We start from the raw sequence: 19,811 nt of genomic DNA, 5'->3' as shown, positions 1-19,811 counted from the left end.
TCACCTGCCCCGTGGGGAGTTTTGAAGTGTTTCGAGCATGCGCGGGTTGTCGACCGCCAGTTCCTGCGCGAGCCGATTCCACAGCGTGGCGACGAGCGCCGGGCGCATTGGCGAGCCGACGTCGAACTGTCCGGCGCGAATACCGCTGACGATGACAGCATCGCCGAGCAATTGGACCGGCGCGTGGGCGTCCGGCACAGCGGAAGCACGACCGAAATGACGCGCGACGATCCGCATCGCGTTGGCGACCATGAGACCGTTGTATCGCGCTTCCTTTTGAAGCGACGGGAGGACGTCGCCGGTCAGCGTGCCGGTTGCCGTGTCGAGCAGGTCCACCATCCTGTCATGGGTGTTCATCAACGCATCTCCAGCAGATTCATGGCTTCCAGCGCCAGCCCGGAAACGAGGCGGCCGGAGAGCGCGAGTTCCAGACTGCGCTGCGCCCCCGACGCATGCCGCTGCGCTTGATGAAGCGCGATGACAGCCCATTTGACCTGGGCGAGCGCCTGCCAGTCGACGAGTTCGGACGGCTCGACGCGGCTGCCCGTTGCTGCCTGGTAGCCGTCCAGGAAGCCTTCAACGGGTCCGACTCCGCCGCCGGCCAGCTCCGCCCTGCCGAATCGCCAGCAAGGCGCCGTGAACCACCCGAGGTCCTCATAGGGGTGCCCCCAACCCGAGAACTCCCAGTCGAGGATAGCCGTAACGTGTCCGCCATCGACCATGTAGTTGCCGGTTCGATAGTCGCCGTGTGAAAACACCGCTTGCGATGCACCGCCCACCCTCACTTCGACTTCACGCAGACAGAGCTCGAGCGCCGGATGGGCGTCCGGCAACGCGTCGAGCTGGCTGCGGATATGGGCGATCGACGCGGATGCGGCCGAGCGCGGCGCAGCGCCGAATACGGTCTCCACATCGGGCGCGGGCACACGATGGATGACACCGAGAAGCTCGCCCAGCTCGACCGCGAGCGCATGCCGGTCGGGGACGTGCGCGTCGCTTTTGGCGAGAATATGCCCTGCGGTCATTCCCGATACGAAGTCGAGGATGAAGAACGGCTTGCCGATGATGGAGAGGTCGTCGCAGAACCCGTGGGGCCGCGCCACCCGCGCGCCCAGTCGCGACGCCAGACTGTAGCGCTCGTATTCTTCCTTGCGGGTACAACTCGTTGGGATCGCGGCATCGGCATCCGTACGCAGTACGTATGACGTTCCGTCTCCCGTGTCGATTCGCCAGTTTTCCTGAATGGCGCCGCCGGACAACTTCGACACGCACGCGACATCGGATCGAATGATGTCCCGCCCGGACAGCCAGCGCCCAAGCCGCACGAGCGCGCCCGGTTCCGGCAGAGGCGTCACGCCGCTTCCGCTTTTGGCCACCGTTGCCACCATTTCATGCAGCATGTTTCTGCACCCTGACAAGGATTTCCTCAAGATACCGCCGCGTCGACGCTTCCGGCAAGACGAGCGGCAGGCGGACAACGGACTCGCACAGATCGAGCAGGCTGGCCGCGTATTTCACCGGCCCCGGGCTGGTTTCCGCGAAGAGTGCGCGGGTGAGCGGCAGCATCGCAAGGACCGCTTGCCGTGCCCGCGCGATGTCGTTGTCGTCGATAAGCCGGCACATCTCGCTCACCTGCCTGGGCAACACGTTGGCCACGACCGAAATGACGCCCCATCCTCCGAGGACCATGAAGGGCATGGAGGTGAAATCGTCGCCGCTATAGAGTGCGAAGTCGGCCGGCAATGCGGCGACAAGCTCGGCCGCCCGCAGCATGTCGCCGGTCGCATCCTTGATGCCGCGGATATTGGGGTGGGCGCTCAGGCGCAGGACCGTCTCGACGGACATGTCCGTCACCGTGCGGCCCGGCACGTTGTAGAGCACCAGCGGCGCGTCACCCGCATCGGCCTGCGCCAGGAAGTGGGCGGCCAAACCTTGCTGCGAAGGCTTCACGTAGTACGGCACGACGCTGAGCAGCGAATCCGCGCCATGCACGCACGCGAACTTCGCAAGCGCTGCGGCTTCACGGGTGGAGTTGGCGCCCACTCCCGCCATGACGTGGATGCGCCCGGCCGCATGTTCCACCGTTGCCGCAATCACGTCGCAGTGCTCATTAAACGAAAGCGTCGATGCCTCGCCGGTCGTGCCGACCACCGCAATGCCGGCCGTTGCGCTGGCCACATGAAAGTCGATGAGCGCGCGCAGCTTTTCGTAATCGATACTGCCCTCTTTCGTGAACGGCGTAATCAATGCCACCACGCTGCCGCGCGGCAGTTGTCTTCCGGTACGCTCCAGAATCCCCGGCTCATTCGTCACGCTGTCTCCTCCTTTAAGGGGCGCTCGTCCGTCGTCCCTTTGAACCGATTGGGTCGAACCGATTTCGTCGAACCAATGCTTCACGATACCCGCGACGACAGCGCGCGTGAAAGCACGCTGCCCGCCGCATTTTCAGTGCGGCCTGCCACCCAGATAGAGCCGGCGCATTTCATCGCTCGCGAGTAGCTCAGAAGCCTTGCCTTCCAGCGCGACCTGTCCCATCGAGAGCACATAGGTCCGGTCGGAAATGCGCAGCGCCTCGGTCGCGTTCTGCTCGACCATCAGGACGCCGATACGTTCGGTGTTGCGCAATTCGACAATCGCGTCGAAGACCTCGCCGAGCATCTTGGGCGAGAGTCCGGCGGACGGTTCGTCGAGCAGCAGAAAGCGCGGGCGCGGCATGAGCGCACGCGCGAGCGACAGAATCTGCCGCTCGCCGCCCGACAAACTCGCGGCGCGGGCGCGGATCTTGCGCTTGAGCACCGGGTAAGCGCCGCAGAGTTCATCCACTCTCGCTTTGCGGTCCCGCTCCTGCATGAACTGACCGCCGAGCACGAGGTTCTCCCATACGGACAACGAACCGAATACGTTGTCGGTTTGCGGGACGAAGCCGATTTCGTGCTTGCGCACCTTGCGATGCACCGGCACTTGCCCGATGTCGGCATCGTCCAGTGTGACGGTGCCTTCGCGGGGCAGCACGAATCCGGCAACGGTCTTGAGCAAGGTTGACTTGCCGCAGCCGTTGGGGCCGAGGATGGTCACGATCTCCAGTTGCCGCGTATTGATGGAAATGCCACGCAGGATGTCGACTTCCCGCGTGTAACCGGCTACGACGTTATTGACGGCTATCATGCGATGGCTCCCGCAACCTGGTATTGCCCGCCCGGCTTCTTGCCGAGATAGGCCTCCACCACGCTTTCGTGATTTTCGAGCTCAGAAGGCAGGCAGTCGGCGACGGTCTTGCCCTTGTCCAGCACGATGCAACGGCTGCAAGTTTCGGAAATGAAGTGCATGTCGTGCTCGATGATGACGAGCGTAATGCCCTGAGCGTTGATGCGCTTGAGCGTCGTGACGAGTTCCGCGCGCAGGTTGGGATGCACGCCCGCCATCGGCTCGTCGAGCAGCAGCAGCGCCGGCTGCTCCATCATGGCGCAGGCAATGCCGAGGAGCTTTTTCTGGCCGCCGGAGAGCGAGGCGGCCGGCAAGTGCGCGACTTTCGCGAGCAGCAATTCGTCGAGAAGATGACGCGCGCGCTCGCGCGTTTGCTGCTCCAGCCGCTTGACCGCTGCCGTTCGCCATAGCGTGCTCCACAGACCGTGACTTTGCGTGGACGCCGCCATCACGACCTCTTCGACCGTCATGCGCGTCGGCATGGACGGTAGCTGGAAGGTTCGGCGCACGCTCCTTGCGGCAATCTGGTGGGCCGCCATGCCGCTCACGCGCTCGCCCTGAAGCTCCACCTCGCCGCGATCGACGGGGCAATAGCCGGTGATGACATTGAGGACGGTGCTCTTGCCGCAACCGTTCGGCCCGAGCAAGCCGACAATTTCGCCCTGGCGCACGTTGAAGTTCAGGCCGGTCAGCACCTGGTTGCCGCCAAAGGCTTTGTACACGTCATGCAAGCGAAGCATCGTGCTCATGTTGCGCTCCGGATTTTTTCGGGAACCAGGCCACCGGGCCGGACCATCAGACAGATGAGCAGCACGACGCCGATCGTGCCGAGCCGCACCGCGCCCGCAATGTCGCTGCTGATGTCGAGGTAGTCTTTGACAAACGGCACCGCGCTATAGACTGCTTCGACGAGCAACGCGCCCAGTATCACGCCCACGTTGTTCCCGAGGCCGCCTATCATCACCATCGTCCAGACCAGGAAGGTCTCGGAGGAAAGCATGTAGTCGGGGCCGACAAAACTCATGTAGTGCGCAAGCAGCGAACCGCCAACGGAAGCCATCGCGGCGCTCGTGACGGTGGCCTTGACCTTGAGCGGCACGAGCTGGTAGCCCAGGCTGGTTGCGAGCGCGGGTTCCTCACGCATCAGGCGGATTGCGCGGCCGAACCGGCCCCGCGTCAGACGCGTGCAGGCGAAGAACGCCATGACCACCATCGCCAATGCGAGCAGGAAGAACGCAAGGTCGTACTGCGTGCCGGCCTTGCTCCCGAAAATCGCGGGCACGCCGCTGATCCCCTGCGCACCACCCGTGAGCCAGTTTTCATTGAGCGCGACGGTGCGGATCAACTCCGCCACGGCGAGCGTCGCGATCGCCCAGTAGTCGGACGCGAGGTTGCGGCCGAGCCGCGCCATGACGTAACCTACGAGCATGGCCACGGCGACACCGGCAAGCATGCCGACGGGAACCGGATAGCCCAGCGATGAGGTGATCGCTGACGCATAGGCGCCCACGCCTGCAAACGCCACGAAGCCAAAGTTCAGGAGTCCGGTGAATCCCGCCTGGAGATTCAGCCCGAGCGCGAGCAGGGCATAAATGCAGGTGAGCGTCGCAACGTGCAACAGGAAGCTATACACGGCGAACCTCCCGGTCGAAGATGCCGTAGGGCTTGAACAGGAGCGCAACGAGCAGAATCAGGAAGGACGCTGCGCTGATGTAGGTGATCGGCACATAAACATCGGTTGTCCCGAACATCCATCCGAAATCGAGGTTCGTGACCAGCGTTTCCGCAATGGATATCAACAGCGCGCCGGCGGCCGCGCCGAGCGGATTACCCAGCCCGCCCAGAATCGCCGCGGCGAATACCGGCAGCAACAGGTTGGTCCCGAGGCCGATATGAACGGACTCCGTGAGGCCAAGCATCGTGCCGCCCAGGGCCGCCAGCGCGCCGCTCAGGAACGTGATGCCGTTCACGATGCGCGCGCCGTCCACGCCGGTAGCCGCCGCAAGCGCGGCATTGGACGACATGGCGCGCATTGAGCGGCCAACGTTGGTCTTGAACAGCAGCACGGCAAGGAGACCGACGCAGCCGAATCCGCAGGCGATCGACGTGAGCTGGTCCACCGATACCGTGGTCGAGCCGACGGCGATGGGATGCGACAGTCCCGCCGAGTACTGGAACGGACGCGAGCCTGCAACCCCCAGCACCACGGCGATGAAAATCATCGAAATGGCCAGCGAGCCGATCATCGCGATTGAACTGCCCGAGCGCAACAGCCGCTTAAATATGAGCATGTTCAGCAGCACGGCGAGTGCGCCCATCGCGACGCAGGAGCCGAACAGCGCCAGCACGAACGGCATGCCAACGCGGGTGAGCGCGAGGCTGATGAAGGCGCCGAGCATGGCGTATTGCACATGGGCGATGTTCGGAAACTTGACCAGCGAGTAGACGACACTCAGGCCCACGGCGACCAGCATGATGTCTGAGGTGCGTATCAGGGTGTCAATGATGAATTGCAGCATCGAGTTCTCCTCGGCCAGCCGCGCTGGCACGCAGCGCGGCCGAGCTTAGCGGGTGACGACCTTCGTATCGAACTTCACCTTGTCGTAGGGCTGGTCCTTGCGCTGGCCGCCATCGTCGAACGCAATGGTCCCCGTCGCGCCGCTGTACGGCCCCAAGGCCTTCATCGCGGCGCGAATTTTGGCGGGATCGGCCGAACCGGCCTTGTTGATCGCGGCGGCGGCAACCATCACGCCGTCGTACGCATAGCTGCCGAAGGACGACTTGGGCGCTTCCTTGTATTTGGCGCGATAGGCCTGCTCATACGCCTTGCCGCCATCGCCGATCGAGGCGACTTCGAGCCCTTCCTGGCCTTGCGCGGCCTGGGGCGTCGTATCGCTCGTGCACATCGTCAGGTAGATGCCGTACCACTTCGACTTGTTCAGGCCGAGCTCATACGCCTCGCGATTGATGGTCGCCGCTTCCTGCCCGTACGCGCTATACACATAGGCCTGCGGCGCCGAGCGCGACATCTGCTGAAGCTCGCGACGATACGTCGATTGCCCTTCGCTATAGAGCACCACCGACGACACCTTGCCGCCCAGCGATTCGAAGCGCTTTTTGAATTCGTTCGCGACGCCCTGCCCGTATGAATTATTCGGGGCGATGAACGCGACGTCCTTGAGGTTCTGCCCGAAGACGTCACCGGCCGCGAAGCGCGCCGAGAGGTCGTCGAGGCCGATCACGCTGAACGAACCATCGCCGATCTTGCGCACCTGCGGGCTGGACGAGCCAATGTTGATATGCACGTCGCCCTGCTGCACCACGTATTGCCCAACGGGAATCGTGATTCCCGACGAGAACTCGCCGATCACCACCGGCACCTTGTTGACCGACACCAGCTTGCGGGCCGAACTCAGTGCCGTTGCCGCCACGCCGCCGGAGTCTTCGACGATGACCTGAAGCTTCTGCCCGAGCACGCCGTTGTGAGCGTTGATTTGCTCGACGGCCAGTTCCACGCCGCGCCGCTGATCGTCCCCGACCGACGCGCTCGCCCCCGTGAGGGGCAGCACTGCGCCAAGCGACACCGTCTGTGCAGACGCCACGCCCGCCATGGAGAACAACGCGCCCGCTGCAACGCTCATGCACAGCTCTTTCGCAAACTTCATGGTGACACCCCTTCATCGGATGGGAAAATTAGACTACACAAGTGTCGACAATTTAGCGCAAAAAAAACGATGTCAATAAAAACATCGACACTCGAACGCGGGGCCAGAGGACCTGCAAACAAGGCTTCTCCGGCTTCCTGGCTAACCAGCAAACATGCGGCTCGCTGCGCGTTTGGCGGCACTGCGAGGCATTGCACAACATGCAAAAGAGGGGGAGCCCACTGGCTCACGACGTCTCCAGACTAGCGGATTGTCTACACTTTTGTATTCTAGTTTTCCCCAGTCTGGTGCTCGACCGAACGTCGCGGCGTGCGGCGGCCATGAGCGAATCGTCGGGTCATGAGCCGCCTTGTTGTACTCACAATGGGTTCGTCGTCAGGATGCGTTGACGGCGCTGTGAAGCATGAAGACGAACGCCCCCATGAGCACGCCCGACAATCCAAGCAGCGCCACGAGGAAAGCGGTACCAGGAACGCTTTGCGTCTCGCTGGCAGTGCCGGTGCCGTATGCGCCGGGGAACGGACTGATGAATCGCCGCGCGTCGTGTGCGATGGTTCGGGTGGGCGCCTGCCGCGTATTGCAGGTTTTGCAGGTTTTGCGTGTATGTGGCGAACGAGCCTTGGGCGAGGCGTGAGTCGCACTGTATATAGCGAGCTTCATGGTGTCCGTCCTGTCCGTCGTACCGGTTCTTTCGTTCGCGCAATGTAGCCCGATGCAGCTCAATTCAGCCTACACATGTGTCTACACTTTCACCAGAAAAAAAGATGGTGTCAAGCACCACCTGACCCGCGACCCACGACACCTCGAAGCGTACGCGCGAACCGGCCCGCGCTTTCATATCGTGCAACCTGGCTCCAATGCGTGGGAATGCCATTTCCCCGCTACCGCTGCGCAATTGCGCATTGGAGGACTTCTTCCCTCATCGTGAAAAATGTCACACAAGCCATTGAATTACAACGAATTATCCGAGACGAATGGCAGCCATGGCCGCATCTTTTCCTGCGATAGACTGAAAACGACTGAATCTCTTACCCCTTCTATTCTATGGAGACTAATGATGGACGTGTATATCGAACCGTTACCGCGAGGCCAATGGGGCCCGATCGATGGCTATTCGCTGGAGTTCGCCGACGGTAGCCGCTTCACCAGCGACATCTTCCGCTCGGAGCTTCTCGCGATCAGCGAAGTCATCTTGCGAGGCTACAAGCCGCTGCTCGCGAAGGTGCGGATAACGGACAAGCAAGCCACCGCACACTGGAAGCGCCCTGAAACCGCAAACGCGTAAGCACGCAACGCAACAGGAACGCCCCTCACCCTCACCTTCAGCCGAAGCGGCTGATGTCCCCCTGGCTCGACGGCGCCAAGTCGCCGTCGAGCCGCCCAGCCTCCCGCGCATTCCCCCACGTAAGTAGGTCAGAGGCCGAAGCCGAGTTGCGCCTTGCCCAGCGCCGTCAAATCGCCTTCGGTCGCGCGGCCGGCAAAACCGGTTTCGAAGTGATCGGCGGGAAAATCGGGCGGACTTTCGCCTTTGAGGAAAGCCGGCAACTGGCGCTTCAGGTACTCGTCGTTTTTCGCGCAGCCGGGCGCCGCCGCGATGTACATCACGTTGCTGTAGCCGGTGCCGCGATGGGCGTCTTCCACCGCGTGAATCACATCGCTGTGCCAGAAGACGGTGTCGCCCGCCTGCATCAAGGGAATGGACGAGAGCGCCTCGTGCAGCGGAGCGTGCCACTGTGGGCTGATCGACAAGGCGCGGCCCGGCATCGCGCCGCACAGATCGTCGTCGGCGACGTCGTCCTGGAGCGCGCGCAAGAGCACATAGACCATCGCGTTGGCGATCGGCACCAGTTGCAACGTGCCGTCGCCCGGCCCTTGCGGCGTGAGCGCCGTCCAGCCCTGAAACGTGCGGAACACCGAGCACACCGTCGGGGAGCGGATCTCGCGCGCCTGCGGGCGCCAGGCCGCGTCGAAGGCGTCGTACCGGCGCCAGTCGCCGCTGAAGACGTGGCGATAGACGCGCCGGAAGTTCTCGTCGAGCCAGCGCTCCACCGAGCCGCCGTCGCAATGCGCGGAAAGCCCCAGCGATTCCGAGCCCGGCGGGCGGCGGCGCAGGCGGTCCGCGTAGGCCGGCACGCTCTGTGGGTCGAAGTGAACCCGGCCTTCGCTTTCCCACTTCCAGAGCCGGTTCAGGAACACGCGTGTGCGGGTGAGTTCGGGGGACTGTCGCGCCTCCACCTGCGGCCCGGACCAGTAGATGCCATAGATTTGCGGCTTGCTCGATGCGAGCGTGCCAAAGAACTTGTCCTCGGCCCGGTGCGCGAGTTTCTCGTCCAGCCGGTTGCGTTCGACATAGCCCGCGATCTCGTCGTCCCATGCCGCGGCGCGTTCCGGGCTGAACACGCCGCGCACGACACACGCGCCGCGCTCCTTGATCGCCGCGATCGCCTGCTCGCTCACGCGCCCCGCCGCCACATCCGCATACTGGACCTCCGGAATCACCGGCTCGCCACGCTCGCGCTCGCGCGCAATCACCTCGACCTTGCGCCTGATTTCGGCGTCGACCTGCTCGAATACCTGCCGGTAGTCGGGAAGGCTCTCGCGCAGTTGCTGCTTCACCGCGCGGATGGCCGCCGGTAGATCGTCGATATGCAGGGATTCCATGCTGCGTCTCCATATAGTGTGTCGTGCCCCAAAGCTTAGCGCCCGGCACCCCGGAGAAGAGATAGAATCCGGACAACCTCTTTGCGTTTCCAGCCATGAAACCCGCCTACGAGCACGTCGAATTCGGTGAGCGTTGTTCGGTCAGGGTATACAACCGCCGGCTGCCGAAAATCCCGTTCGAATGGCACCATCACCCCGAATATGAGCTGACCCTGACGATGAACAGTCAGGGCAAGCGCTACATCGGCGACACGGTCGCGGTTTATGGCGACGACGACCTGGTGCTGGTGCCGCCGGATCTGCCGCACACCTGGTCGTCGAACCGCTCCATCAATCCTTCGCAGCCGCAGGTGGCGATCGTCGTCTGGTTCGACGGTTTGTGGGTGCAGCGGCTCGCCGATCTGTGCCCGGAATACGCCGACCTGCGCAATCTGCTGCGGCGGGCCGCGTGCGGGCTGGTGTTCCAGGAGGGCGCGGGCACGCAGATGCGCGCGCAACTGGACCGGCTGCTATCGGCCAATGCGCGAGAAAGGCTGGCCGCCGTGCTCGATATTCTCGTCTGGTTGTCGGACTTGCCCGCCCAGGCGCTGACGCTGCCTGTGGCCTTCGACGCCCGCGCGGGCGCCACCTCGGGGTTCGGGCCGGACCGGCTCAACCGGGTGCTGTCGTTGATCGACACGCAATTCGCGCATCCCTTGAAGCTCGCGACGCTTGCGAAGGCCGCCGGGATGTCCGAACGCACGCTGACGAGGCACTTCACGCAGCACCTCGGGGAAAGCGTCGGCCAGTACATCGCCCGCGTTCGAATCGGTCACGCGTGCCGCATGCTGACCGATACCGCCGTGCCGATCTCGGTGATCGCCGCCCGCTGCGGGTTTCCGAACGTCCCGAACTTCAACCGGCAGTTCAAGGCGACGAAGCAGATGACGCCCGTCGCCTATCGGCAGCAGTTCTTCGGGGAGAGGAACGAGAGTTCGCCGTCGCTCACCGAGCGCTCGCCTTCTCTTGAGACGAAACCGGCGGCGAAGGGACGCCGCGGACCCGCCAGGCGCGCGTAGATCCAATCATCCGGCGAGCATTCGTTGGCGCGCCAGTCTTCGTAACAGACGTCCGCAAGATCATCCCGCCGGCGATCGTCGCTCGCGCCTGCCGCACCGGCCTTCCCTTCAGCACCCGAAAGCACGTTTCACATTGCGGAATCCGCTGCGGATTTCCGCCGCGTCCTCTTTTCGTCGCTTGAAAACCTGTTTTGCATCGCAAAAAGAGATGCGTATCTCATTGAAAAATAACGAAAAATAAACTCTTATGTCTTATATAAGACATCGCCCGCGCGTCTCAAACATCGCTACTATTTAGTCATGCAGTTCGCTTCGACATACGCAGCGGCAAGCTGAATCATTCGATCAATCGCGCTTAGCTCTCAGGAGAGACTCATGGCCCAGTATCAAGACGACATCAAGGCAGTTGCCGGTTTGAAGGAGAAACAAGGCAGCGCGTGGGATGCCATCAATCCCGAATCCGCCGCTCGCATGCGCGCCCAGAACAAGTTCAAGACGGGCCTGGACATCGCGAAGTACACGGCGAAGATCATGCGCGCCGACATGGCCGCCTATGACGCCGACCCGTCGAAGTACACCCAGTCGCTGGGCTGCTGGCACGGCTTCATCGGTCAGCAGAAGATGATCTCCATCAAGAAGCACTTCAACAGCACCGAGCGCCGCTACCTGTACCTGTCGGGCTGGATGGTCGCCGCGCTGCGCTCCGAGTTCGGCCCGCTGCCGGACCAGTCGATGCACGAAAAGACTTCGGTGAGCGCGCTGATCCGCGAGCTGTACACCTTCCTGCGCCAGGCCGACGCCCGTGAGCTGGGCGGCCTGTTCCGCGAGCTGGACGCCGCGAAGGACGCGGCCGCCAAGGCCGCCATTCAGGACAAGATCGACAACCACGTCACCCACGTCGTGCCGATCATCGCTGACATCGACGCCGGTTTCGGCAACGCGGAAGCCACCTACCTGCTGGCCAAGCAGTTCATCGAAGCGGGCGCTTGCTGCATCCAGATCGAAAACCAGGTGTCGGACGAGAAGCAGTGCGGCCACCAGGACGGCAAGGTCACCGTGCCGCACGAGGACTTCCTCGCCAAAGTGCGCGCGATCCGCTACGCCTTCCTGGAACTGGGCGTGGACGACGGCATCATCGTGACCCGTACCGACTCGCTGGGCGCCGGCCTGACCAAGCAGATCGCCGTGACCCACACGCCGGGCGATCTGGGCGACCAATACAACTCGTTCCTCGACTGCGACGAAATCTCGGCCGATGCACTGGGCAACGGTGACGTCGTCATCAAGCAGAACGGCAAGCTGATGCGTCCGAAGCGCCTGCCGAGCAACCTGTTCCAGTTCCGCGCCGGCACGGGCGAAGCGCGCTGCGTGCTGGACTGCATCACCTCGCTGCAAAACGGCGCCGACCTGCTGTGGATCGAAACCGAAAAGCCGCATATCGCCCAGATCGCAGGCATGGTCAACGAGATCCGCAAGGTCATCCCGAACGCCAAGCTCGTGTACAACAACAGCCCGTCGTTCAACTGGACCCTGAACTTCCGCCAGCAGGCGTATGACGCGATGAAGGCCGCAGGCAAGGACGTGTCGGCCTACGACCGCGCCCAACTGATGAGCGTGGAATACGATCAGACTGAACTGGCAGCCGCCGCCGACGAAAAGATCCGCACCTTCCAGGCCGACGCGGCGCGCGAAGCGGGTATCTTCCACCACCTGATCACGCTGCCGACGTACCACACCGCCGCGCTGTCGACCGACAACCTGGCCAAGGAATACTTCGGCGACCAGGGCATGCTGGGCTACGTGGCTGGCGTGCAGCGCAAGGAAATCCGCCAGGGCATCGCCTGCGTGAAGCACCAGAACATGTCCGGTTCGGACATCGGCGACGACCACAAGGAATACTTCAGCGGCGAAGCGGCCCTGAAGGCGGCAGGTAAAGACAACACGATGAACCAGTTCTGATACCTGTCCTGCTGCAAGCAAAACGCCAACCCGAATGGGTTGGCGTTTTTTTTATCCGGCGGGAACGCATGAGGTGGGGAGCTCAATCCGCTTCGCCCACGTGCTGCCGGAACTGCTGCGGCGTGCTGCCAAACGCTCGCCGGAACATCGAGGAGAACGTGCGCACGTCCGCGTAGCCCAGGTCCTGTGCGATGCGCGCCAGGGGATGGCCGACCGCGAGCTTGGACATCGCCTCGGCAAGGCGTAACTGCTCGCGCCACTGGCCAAACGTCATGCCCGTTTCCTGCCGAAAGAGCCGCGCAACCGTGCGGGCGCTCGCGCCCACTTCGTCGGCCCAGTCGTCCAGCGTGTCGTTGGTCGCCGGTTGTGCGATCAGGCGCTCGCAGATCCGGCGCAGGCGTGGGTTGGCCGGCAGCGGCAGCCGCTTGTCCGGCGCACGCGCGCAGGCAAGCGCCAGAAGCCGCAGGATCAGCGGCACCAGCAGCGTTTCGCGCGTGTCCGTCGCGCCGGAGCCGTTCCCGACATCTTCATCGAGCGCCGGGTCGAACATGCCGAGCACCGACGCGCGCAGCAGCGCGTCGACCGTCAGCATCTGGCATTCGGCGCCGCTTGCCGGCAACGCTTCAGGTTCGATATAGAGCGTGCGCATCGACACCTTGCCCACCATATGCAGCTCGTGCTCGACCTGCGAGCCGATCAGCAGCGCGTGGCCGGGCGTCAGCATCCACAGGCCCAACGGCGTGACCGCGCGCACGATGCCCGTCGTGGCGTAGACGAGCTGCGAGCGGTGGTGAACGTGAGCGATTTCGTGGGTGCCGTCGTCGTAGTCGATGGACTGCGCGATCACCTTGCGCCCCACGGGCAGCGCCCCGAAAGTCTGGAGTTTGGGCTGGCTCATGTCCGTATCAAATGTCTCAAAGTCAATCTCACATCCAATCTGCCATGATTGACCATTTCATTGCCAAAGTTGTCCGGACTAAGCCGGAATGCCGCAGTTATAGTAACGCCTGAGCGGCCCAGCCGTCTTCTGCCTGAACGTCCCCATCGCATGGCAAATGTCCCGAGGACCACCAAGAGTCCTTCACATGGCATTTCCATTGTTAACGAGAATCATTCCGACTTGTATTATTATTTGCACTCGATGGAGATATCCACATGAAGACCGGGGTAGGCAGCACGACTGCCATCGCGTTGCTGCTTTATCTGCTCGGTGGCGGTGGCGCCGCGCTGGCGCAGACAGCCAATGACAATGCACAAGGCGCCGCGAGTGACGGCGCAACGGACGCGGGCAAGCAGCTTCCCGCCGTCAAGGTCAGCAACCGGCGCGAACAGACCACGACCGGCACCGCTGACGGTTATGTGCCGATTACGGCCGTTACTGCCACTAAAACGGACACGCCACTCATCGAGACGCCGCAGTCGGTTTCCGTCGTCACGCGCGACCAGATGACCGACCAGAACGCCCAGACGGTGACCGAGGCGCTGCGCTACACCGCGAGCGTCACCTCGGAGATCCGCGGCGCGTCGGCGGCCGGTGCGCCCTATCTGATGAGCCGCGGCTTCTATCTGGAGCAGTTCCTCGACGGCGCGCGGCAACCGAGCGACATCAGCTTCGGCTACGCGATTCCCGCGTTCGATCCCTACGGGCTCGAACGCATCGACGTGCTGCACGGCCCGGCTTCGGTGCTCTACGGTCAGGCCAACCCCGGCGGCGTCGCGAATCTGGTGAGCAAGCAGCCGACCACGACGCCGGTTCACGAGGTGTTCTTCACCACGGGCAGCCACAATCGCGCGGAAGGCGGCTTCGACCTTGGCGGCGCCATCAACCAGGATGGCTCGCTCTCCTACCGGTTGACGGGCACGGCGAACCGCAACGACACGCAGGTCGACGGCGCGAAGCAAAGCCACGTGTACATCGCGCCCGCCATCACCTGGAAGCCGGACGCGAACACCACGCTCACGGTGCTCGCGAAGTACCAGCGCGACCCGGACGTGGGCTACTACAACTTCGTGCCGGCGATGGGGAGCCTGTTCGAGACGCCGAACGGCAGGATCTCGACGCACACGAATCTCGGCGACCCGAACTTCGACTCGCATTCGCGTACGCAGGCTTCGGTCGGCTACCAGTTCGAGCACCGGTTCAACGACGTGTGGACCTTCCGCCAGAACCTGCGCTACACGTACGTGCGCGACGACTTCTCGAACGTGTTCGCCAACGGCTTCTCCGACGACTCGGCCACCAAGCTGAACCGCTACGCGTTCTTCAACGACGAGAGCGCGAAGTTCTTCACGGTCGACAATCAGGCCCAGGCGAAATTCTCGACGGGCCCGGTCAGCCACACGGCGCTCTTCGGCTTCGACTATCAGCGGGTGCTCTATCGCGAGCGCGTGGGCCTCGGCGCCGCGCCGCAGCTCGATCCTTTCGCGCCGGTCTATCAGAGCGTGGCCATGCCGAACGCCACCTCGGACGACAACATCCGCATGACCCAGTTTGGCGTGTACGCACAGGACCAGCTCGCCTGGAACAGGTGGCGCTTCCTGATCGGCGTGCGCCAGGACTGGGCCTCGTCCGACGACAACAATCCGGTCACGGCGTCGTACACGTCGCAGTCGGCGCGCGCCTTCACGTGGCGCACCGGTCTCGTCTACCTGTTCGACAACGGCTTCGCACCCTACGCCAGCTTTGCGAAGTCGTTCAATCCCCAGGCGGGCGTGCTCGCCGACGGTTCGGCGGCCAGGCCGACCACGGCCGAGCAGTACGAAGTGGGCGTGAAATACCAGCCGCGCGGCTACAACAGCTTCATCACGGCCTCGGTGTTCGACCTGCGCGAGCGCAATGTGCTCACGTCCGACCCGGCGAACCCCGGCTTCAGCACCCAGGCGGGCCAGGTGCGCGCACGTGGGTTCGAGCTCCAGGGTCAGGCCAGTCTTTCCGACGACCTGAATATCACCGCTTCGTACACCTATCTGAACAACGTCACGACCGATTCGAACGACTCGGCCACGACCATCGACGGCGGCACGACCCCGTTGCAGGGCAAGACGACGTGGGGGATTCCGCGCAACGTCGCGGCCGCCTGGATCGACTACACGCTGCACGGCGGGTCGCTGCGCGGCCTCGGGTTCGGCGGGGGCGTGCGCTACCTGGGTTCGAGCTACGACGAGTCGAACACGATCCGCGTGCCGTCGGTCACGCTCATCGACGCCGCCATTCACTACGACACGGGCCGTCACTGGCTGCTCTCGCTCAACGGGACCAACCTGTTCAACCGGCAGTACGTGGCGTCCTGTTTCAGCGCGAACACCTGCACCTACGGCGACGGCGTCGAGGTGCTCGCGACCGCGCGCTATCGCTGGTAAGGCAAGCGATGCGTTCGATGCAGGCAACCCACGCGCCCGCTCTCGACGATGCGAGACAGCCGCGCGAGCGCGCGGGCGGCGCGCTGTACGAGATCGAGGGCGTGTCATTCGAAGCGGACGCACGCATGCTGCTCGCGCCGCTCTCGCTCTCGCTCACGGCGGGCCGCATGATCGCGCTCATCGGCCATAACGGCTCGGGCAAGAGCACGCTCCTCAAGCTGCTGGCGCGCCAGCAGGCGCCCTCGGGCGGCTCGCTGCGGTTTGCGGGCCGCGAGCTGGGCGCCTGGTCCGCGCGCGAGTTCGCGCGGCGTGTGGCCTACCTGCCGCAGCACCCGCCGCAGGCCGCGGGCATGACCGTGCGCGAGCTCGTCGCGCTGGGCCGGTATCCCTGGCATGGCGCGCTGGGCCGCCTGCGCGCGGAGGATCGCGCGATGATCGACGAGGCGTTGCGCGTGACGGATACGGCGCGTTTCGCCGCGCAGCTTGCCGAGCATCTCTCGGGCGGCGAGCGTCAGCGCGTCTGGCTCGCCATGCTCGTCGCGCAAGGCGCCTCGTGCCTGCTGCTCGACGAGCCGACCTCGGCGCTCGACATCGCACACCAGATCGACGTGCTGCGCCTGTTGCGCAGCCTCGCCGACACACACGGCCTGAGCGTCGTGATCGTGCTGCACGACATCAACCTCGCCGCGCGCTTTTGCGACGAACTCGTCGCGCTGCATGGCGGCCGGCTGCTCACGCAAGGCACGCCCGCCGAGCTGATGCGAAGCCCGGTGCTCGAAGCGATCTACGGCGTCCCCATGGATATCGTGCCGCACCCGCATGGCGGCAGCCCCATTGCGGTGGCGCGCTGACCATGCAAAGGCGAACGTTTCTGCTTTCAATGGCCGCCAGCGCGGCGGCGCTTGGCAGCGGCGCGCCGCGCGCGGCGACCCGCGCTACCGCGCAACACGACGCACCGCGCGTCGTCGTGCTCGACTGGGGGCTTGCCGAGACGCTGCTCGCGCTCGGCGTGGTCCCGGCGGGCGTTGCCGAAATCGGCGACTACAACGCGAATGTGGTCACGCCGCGCGTGCCGCCCGGTGTGCCGGACGTCGGACTGCGGCTCGCGCCGAGCCTCGAGTGGCTCGCACAGCTCGCTCCCGATCTCATCCTCATCAATTCGAGCCAGGAGTCGCAGCGCGACATGCTGGAGCGCATCGCGCCGGTTCGCGCCTTCGCGGTCTATACCGACGCAGGCGCGCCCTACCTGCGCGCCGCATCGGTCACGCGCGAGCTGGGCGCGCTCTGCCGCCGCGAGGCGGCCGCGCAGGCCCTCATCGCGCAAACGGCGCAGGCGCTCGCCGCCAACCGCGCGCGTCTTGCAGCGGCTGTCGCGCCCGCACGGCCGCTTTATCTGATCCGCTTCTTCGACGCGCGGCACGTCGGCGTGTATGGCGCGCGCAGCCTGTTCCAGGATGTGCTCGACACGCTCGGTCTCGCCAACGCTTGGCGCGGCCCAACCGACTACTGGGGAATCGGCGTCGCGCCGCTGGAGGCGCTGGCCGCCGCGCCCGACGCCAGCATGCTCTACTTCGACCCGCTGCCCCAGGACGTTGCGCGCACGCTCGCGTCGAACCGCCTGTGGCGAGCGTTGCCGCCCGTCGCCCATGACCGCGTGGCCGCGCTGCCGCCCTTCTGGGGCTTCGGCATGCTGCCCTCGGCGCGCCGCTTCGGCGATGCCATCACGCGGACCTTGCTCGCGGCCTCCGCCAGCGCGACCCACGCAACCGGAATCGCCCACTCATGAGCGGAATCGATCGTCTTTCTCCGCCGCCGACCGAGGCACCTTCCCAGGCAACCCCCGAGGCACCCCTCGCGACGTCGGCGCGCGCCGGGCACGGGCGCCTTTCCGGCTCGCTCGTCGTCGTGGCGCTCGGGCTAGCGCTCGTCGCGGCCGTCGGCCTGTCGGCGCTCAACCTGGCCGCTGTCGCGCCACGCTCGCTGTGGTGGCAGGCGCTCCTTTCGCCCGATGCGCGCGACATCCGCCAGATCATCGTGCACGATAGCTGGCTGCCGCGCATCGTCACCGCCTGGCTCGCGGGCGCGACGCTCGGCCTCGCGGGCACGATCTTCCAGCAGGTGCTGCGCAATCCGCTCGCCGAGCCGATGACGCTAGGCATTTCCGCCGGGGCCCAGCTCGCGCTCACGCTCGCCGCGCTCTGGGCGCCCGCTTCGCTCGCCGCTCACGGTCTCGCGCGCGAGCCGGTCGCGCTCGCGGGCGCGCTGGCCGCCGCGGCCATCGTGTTCGGCCTCGCGTGGCGCAGCGGCCTCGCGCCGGTGACGGTCGCCGTCGCGGGTCTCGTCGTGACGCTCTGGTGCGGCTCGGTCAGCGTCGCGCTCCAGCTCTTTCACACGCCTTATCTGCGCGGCCTGTTCATCTGGGGCGGCGGCTCGCTCGTCCAGCAGGACTGGAGCGATGTCGCCGCGCTCGCGCCCCGGCTCGCCGTGGGGGGCGCGCTCGCGTGGCTGCTGCTGCGCCCGCTCCAGCTCTTCAGTCTCGACGACGCCAACGCCCGCAGCCTCGGTCTCGCACTGCGCCGCCTGCGGCTTGCCGCGCTCGCGCTCGCCGTCATGCTGAGCGCCGCCGTGGTGAGCACGGTTGGCGTGATCGGTTTCATCGGGCTCGCCGCGCCCGCTCTCGCACAGCTCGCGGGCGCGCGACGCATGGCGCAGCGCCTCGTGCTGGCGCCGTTGTGCGGCGCGCTGCTGCTCTGGCTCACGGATCAGGCCGTGCAACCGCTGGCCAACGCGCTCGGCGAACTGGTGCCCGCGGGTGCCGCGAGCGCGCTGTTCGGTGCGCCGCTCATGCTGCTCCTGCTCGCGCGCATGCCGCGCACGCAGCGGCTCGACGCCGTCGCTTCGATATCGCGTCGAGTCTCTCGCGCCATGTCGATCCGGCGTCGCTTCGCGCTGATCGCAATCGTGAGCGCCACAACGTTGGTGCTCGCGCTCGATTTCGGCCGGGGCGTGCATGGCTGGCAGTTCAGCAGCCTCGCCGATCTCTCGCACGTCGCGATCTGGCGCGCGCCGCGCGAGATTGCCGCCTTCGCGGCCGGCGTCATGCTCGCGCTGGCAGGCACCCTGTTGCAGCGGCTCACCGGCAATCCGCTCGCGAGTCCGGAGGTGCTGGGCGTGTCCGCCGGGGCCGCGCTCGGCTTCATCGCGCTCGTGGCCTGCGCGGCCGACGCTGGGCACGGCGCGCGTCTTGCGGCCACGTCCGGCGGCGCGTTCGCGACGCTGCTCGCCATCCTCTGGTTCGCGCGCCGCTCGGCGTTCGCACCGCAACGCGTGCTGCTCGTGGGCATTGCGATCGGCGCGCTGTTTCAGGCCGTGGTGGCCGTGGTCATCGCCGGCGGCGGCGAACGGGCGGCCACCCTGCTCACCTGGCTCTCGGGTTCCACTTACACGGTCACGCCTCGCGACGCGATGCTCGCGCTCGGACTCAGTCTCGTGCTCGCCGCGCTTGCGCCGCTCACCGGCAGGCTGCTCGCGATCCTGCCGCTCGGCGACGCCAGCGCACGCGCGCTCGGCGTGCACACGCCGCTTGCGCACGGCGCGCTGCTCGCCCTCACCGCATTGCTAAGCGCCGCAGCGACCTTGATCGTCGGGCCGCTGTCGTTCGTGGGACTCACCGCGCCGCATTTCGCCCGCCTCGCGGGCGCGCGGCGTCCGCTCGACCAGTTGCTGCTCGCCGCGCCCATCGGCGGACTCACGATCGTCATTGCCGACTGGCTCGGGCGCACGCTGCTGTTGCCGCGCGAACTGCCGGCCGGCCTGGTTGCAACGCTTTTCGGCGCGCCGTGGCTCATGTGGCTGCTCGCGCGGCGCGCCTCCGCCGCCTGATTTCCCCACTGCATCTTCAAGA

General features: G+C 65.2%; 18 protein-coding genes. 7 read left to right on the top strand and 11 right to left on the bottom strand.

Features of this window, described 5'->3' with window-relative positions; genetic code table 11:
- The 9 genes from C7402_RS18225 to C7402_RS18185 all read right to left on the bottom strand — a co-directional run bounded on the left by C7402_RS18225 (window position 1) and on the right by C7402_RS18185 (window position 7,529).
- Window positions 1-357 carry a DUF6285 domain-containing protein gene (locus C7402_RS18225; protein WP_133254503.1) on the bottom strand — a complete coding sequence of 119 codons (357 nt, stop codon included), beginning with the start codon at window positions 355-357 and terminating at the stop codon, window positions 1-3.
- Window positions 357-1,400, bottom strand: coding sequence for a phosphotransferase family protein (locus tag C7402_RS18220; RefSeq protein WP_116611544.1), 1,044 nt, complete (start codon window positions 1,398-1,400; stop codon window positions 357-359). The genes C7402_RS18225 and C7402_RS18220 overlap by 1 nt, the downstream gene beginning before the upstream one ends.
- Window positions 1,390-2,313, bottom strand: coding sequence for a 4-hydroxy-tetrahydrodipicolinate synthase (gene dapA / locus C7402_RS18215; protein WP_224044319.1), 924 nt, complete (start codon window positions 2,311-2,313; stop codon window positions 1,390-1,392). Before dapA ends, C7402_RS18220 begins: the two co-directional genes overlap by 11 nt.
- Before the next feature lie 132 nt (window positions 2,314-2,445).
- Window positions 2,446-3,165 (bottom strand): ABC transporter ATP-binding protein, encoded by a 720-nt coding sequence (locus C7402_RS18210; protein WP_112172346.1) that lies wholly within the window; start codon window positions 3,163-3,165, stop codon window positions 2,446-2,448.
- Complete coding sequence (locus C7402_RS18205) at window positions 3,162-3,953, bottom strand: ABC transporter ATP-binding protein (protein WP_112172347.1); 792 nt, start codon at window positions 3,951-3,953, stop codon at window positions 3,162-3,164. Before C7402_RS18205 ends, C7402_RS18210 begins: the two co-directional genes overlap by 4 nt.
- On the bottom strand, window positions 3,950-4,837 hold the full coding sequence (locus C7402_RS18200; RefSeq protein WP_116611543.1) for a branched-chain amino acid ABC transporter permease: 888 nt from the start codon (window positions 4,835-4,837) through the stop codon (window positions 3,950-3,952). The genes C7402_RS18205 and C7402_RS18200 overlap by 4 nt, the downstream gene beginning before the upstream one ends.
- Window positions 4,830-5,723 carry a branched-chain amino acid ABC transporter permease gene (locus C7402_RS18195; protein WP_116611542.1) on the bottom strand — a complete coding sequence of 298 codons (894 nt, stop codon included), beginning with the start codon at window positions 5,721-5,723 and terminating at the stop codon, window positions 4,830-4,832. Before C7402_RS18195 ends, C7402_RS18200 begins: the two co-directional genes overlap by 8 nt.
- A 45-nt stretch (window positions 5,724-5,768) precedes the next feature.
- Window positions 5,769-6,869 carry an ABC transporter substrate-binding protein gene (locus C7402_RS18190; RefSeq protein WP_116611541.1) on the bottom strand — a complete coding sequence of 367 codons (1,101 nt, stop codon included), beginning with the start codon at window positions 6,867-6,869 and terminating at the stop codon, window positions 5,769-5,771.
- A 375-nt stretch (window positions 6,870-7,244) separates the two neighbouring features.
- Window positions 7,245-7,529 (bottom strand): hypothetical protein, encoded by a 285-nt coding sequence (locus C7402_RS18185; protein WP_116611540.1) that lies wholly within the window; start codon window positions 7,527-7,529, stop codon window positions 7,245-7,247.
- Between the two features lie 397 nt (window positions 7,530-7,926).
- Between C7402_RS18185 and C7402_RS18180 the strand changes: the two genes are divergently transcribed.
- Window positions 7,927-8,154: a hypothetical protein gene (locus C7402_RS18180; RefSeq protein WP_244314871.1), complete on the top strand. Its 228-nt coding sequence runs from the start codon at window positions 7,927-7,929 to the stop codon at window positions 8,152-8,154.
- Between the two features lie 128 nt (window positions 8,155-8,282).
- On the opposite strand, the gene C7402_RS18175 is transcribed toward C7402_RS18180, so the two are convergent.
- Window positions 8,283-9,530 carry a DUF1479 domain-containing protein gene (locus C7402_RS18175; RefSeq protein ID WP_116611539.1) on the bottom strand — a complete coding sequence of 416 codons (1,248 nt, stop codon included), beginning with the start codon at window positions 9,528-9,530 and terminating at the stop codon, window positions 8,283-8,285.
- 95 nt (window positions 9,531-9,625) lie between these two features.
- Here C7402_RS18175 and C7402_RS18170 point away from each other — a divergent pair, with 95 nt between their 5' ends.
- Together C7402_RS18170 and C7402_RS18165 are read left to right on the top strand one after the other, a co-directional pair.
- Window positions 9,626-10,588, top strand: a complete 963-nt coding sequence (locus C7402_RS18170) for a helix-turn-helix domain-containing protein (RefSeq protein WP_116611538.1) — start codon at window positions 9,626-9,628, stop codon at window positions 10,586-10,588.
- A gap of 375 nt (window positions 10,589-10,963) precedes the next feature.
- Window positions 10,964-12,547, top strand: coding sequence for an isocitrate lyase (locus C7402_RS18165; RefSeq protein ID WP_112172355.1), 1,584 nt, complete (start codon window positions 10,964-10,966; stop codon window positions 12,545-12,547).
- Between the two features lie 82 nt (window positions 12,548-12,629).
- Here C7402_RS18165 and C7402_RS18160 read toward each other — a convergent pair whose 3' ends face one another.
- Window positions 12,630-13,445 carry an AraC family transcriptional regulator gene (locus C7402_RS18160; RefSeq protein ID WP_116611537.1) on the bottom strand — a complete coding sequence of 272 codons (816 nt, stop codon included), beginning with the start codon at window positions 13,443-13,445 and terminating at the stop codon, window positions 12,630-12,632.
- 257 nt (window positions 13,446-13,702) lie between these two features.
- Between C7402_RS18160 and C7402_RS18155 the strand changes: the two genes are divergently transcribed.
- Genes C7402_RS18155 through fhuB form a run of 4 tightly spaced genes read left to right on the top strand, consistent with a single transcriptional unit; the run spans window position 13,703 to window position 19,789 of the window.
- Window positions 13,703-15,907 (top strand): TonB-dependent siderophore receptor, encoded by a 2,205-nt coding sequence (locus C7402_RS18155; protein WP_116611536.1) that lies wholly within the window; start codon window positions 13,703-13,705, stop codon window positions 15,905-15,907.
- Window positions 15,908-15,924: 17 nt separating this feature from the next.
- The gene (locus tag C7402_RS18150) at window positions 15,925-16,758 is read left to right on the top strand and encodes an ATP-binding cassette domain-containing protein (protein WP_116611695.1); all 834 of its coding nucleotides are present in this window, start codon (window positions 15,925-15,927) and stop codon (window positions 16,756-16,758) included.
- Window positions 16,759-16,760: 2 nt separating this feature from the next.
- Window positions 16,761-17,693, top strand: a complete 933-nt coding sequence (locus tag C7402_RS18145) for an ABC transporter substrate-binding protein (RefSeq protein ID WP_116611535.1) — start codon at window positions 16,761-16,763, stop codon at window positions 17,691-17,693.
- Window positions 17,690-19,789, top strand: a complete 2,100-nt coding sequence (gene fhuB / locus C7402_RS18140; RefSeq protein ID WP_116611534.1) for a Fe(3+)-hydroxamate ABC transporter permease FhuB — start codon at window positions 17,690-17,692, stop codon at window positions 19,787-19,789. Before C7402_RS18145 ends, fhuB begins: the two co-directional genes overlap by 4 nt.
- Window positions 19,790-19,811: the final 22 nt, after the last annotated feature.

It is taken from the genome of Paraburkholderia unamae (assembly GCF_003096875.1).
Classification (GTDB): domain Bacteria; phylum Pseudomonadota; class Gammaproteobacteria; order Burkholderiales; family Burkholderiaceae; genus Paraburkholderia; species Paraburkholderia unamae.
This window is presented reverse-complemented; position numbering and strand designations above follow the sequence as displayed.

Bases quoted from the DNA above. Each gene is read 5' to 3' on its own strand.
- C7402_RS18225 (WP_133254503.1), bottom strand. From the start codon at position 357: ATGAACACCCATGACAGGATGGTGGACCTGCTCGACACGGCAACCGGC.
- C7402_RS18220 (WP_116611544.1), bottom strand. From the start codon at position 1,400: ATGCTGCATGAAATGGTGGCAACGGTGGCCAAAAGCGGAAGCGGCGTG.
- C7402_RS18210 (WP_112172346.1), bottom strand. From the start codon at position 3,165: ATGATAGCCGTCAATAACGTCGTAGCCGGTTACACGCGGGAAGTCGAC.
- C7402_RS18205 (WP_112172347.1), bottom strand. From the start codon at position 3,953: ATGAGCACGATGCTTCGCTTGCATGACGTGTACAAAGCCTTTGGCGGC.
- C7402_RS18195 (WP_116611542.1), bottom strand. From the start codon at position 5,723: ATGCTGCAATTCATCATTGACACCCTGATACGCACCTCAGACATCATG.
- C7402_RS18190 (WP_116611541.1), bottom strand. From the start codon at position 6,869: ATGAAGTTTGCGAAAGAGCTGTGCATGAGCGTTGCAGCGGGCGCGTTG.
- C7402_RS18185 (WP_116611540.1), bottom strand. From the start codon at position 7,529: ATGAAGCTCGCTATATACAGTGCGACTCACGCCTCGCCCAAGGCTCGT.
- C7402_RS18180 (WP_244314871.1), top strand. From the start codon at position 7,927: ATGGACGTGTATATCGAACCGTTACCGCGAGGCCAATGGGGCCCGATC.
- C7402_RS18175 (WP_116611539.1), bottom strand. From the start codon at position 9,530: ATGGAATCCCTGCATATCGACGATCTACCGGCGGCCATCCGCGCGGTG.
- C7402_RS18170 (WP_116611538.1), top strand. From the start codon at position 9,626: ATGAAACCCGCCTACGAGCACGTCGAATTCGGTGAGCGTTGTTCGGTC.
- C7402_RS18165 (WP_112172355.1), top strand. From the start codon at position 10,964: ATGGCCCAGTATCAAGACGACATCAAGGCAGTTGCCGGTTTGAAGGAG.
- C7402_RS18160 (WP_116611537.1), bottom strand. From the start codon at position 13,445: ATGAGCCAGCCCAAACTCCAGACTTTCGGGGCGCTGCCCGTGGGGCGC.
- C7402_RS18155 (WP_116611536.1), top strand. From the start codon at position 13,703: ATGAAGACCGGGGTAGGCAGCACGACTGCCATCGCGTTGCTGCTTTAT.
- C7402_RS18150 (WP_116611695.1), top strand. From the start codon at position 15,925: ATGCAGGCAACCCACGCGCCCGCTCTCGACGATGCGAGACAGCCGCGC.
- C7402_RS18145 (WP_116611535.1), top strand. From the start codon at position 16,761: ATGCAAAGGCGAACGTTTCTGCTTTCAATGGCCGCCAGCGCGGCGGCG.
- fhuB (WP_116611534.1), top strand. From the start codon at position 17,690: ATGAGCGGAATCGATCGTCTTTCTCCGCCGCCGACCGAGGCACCTTCC.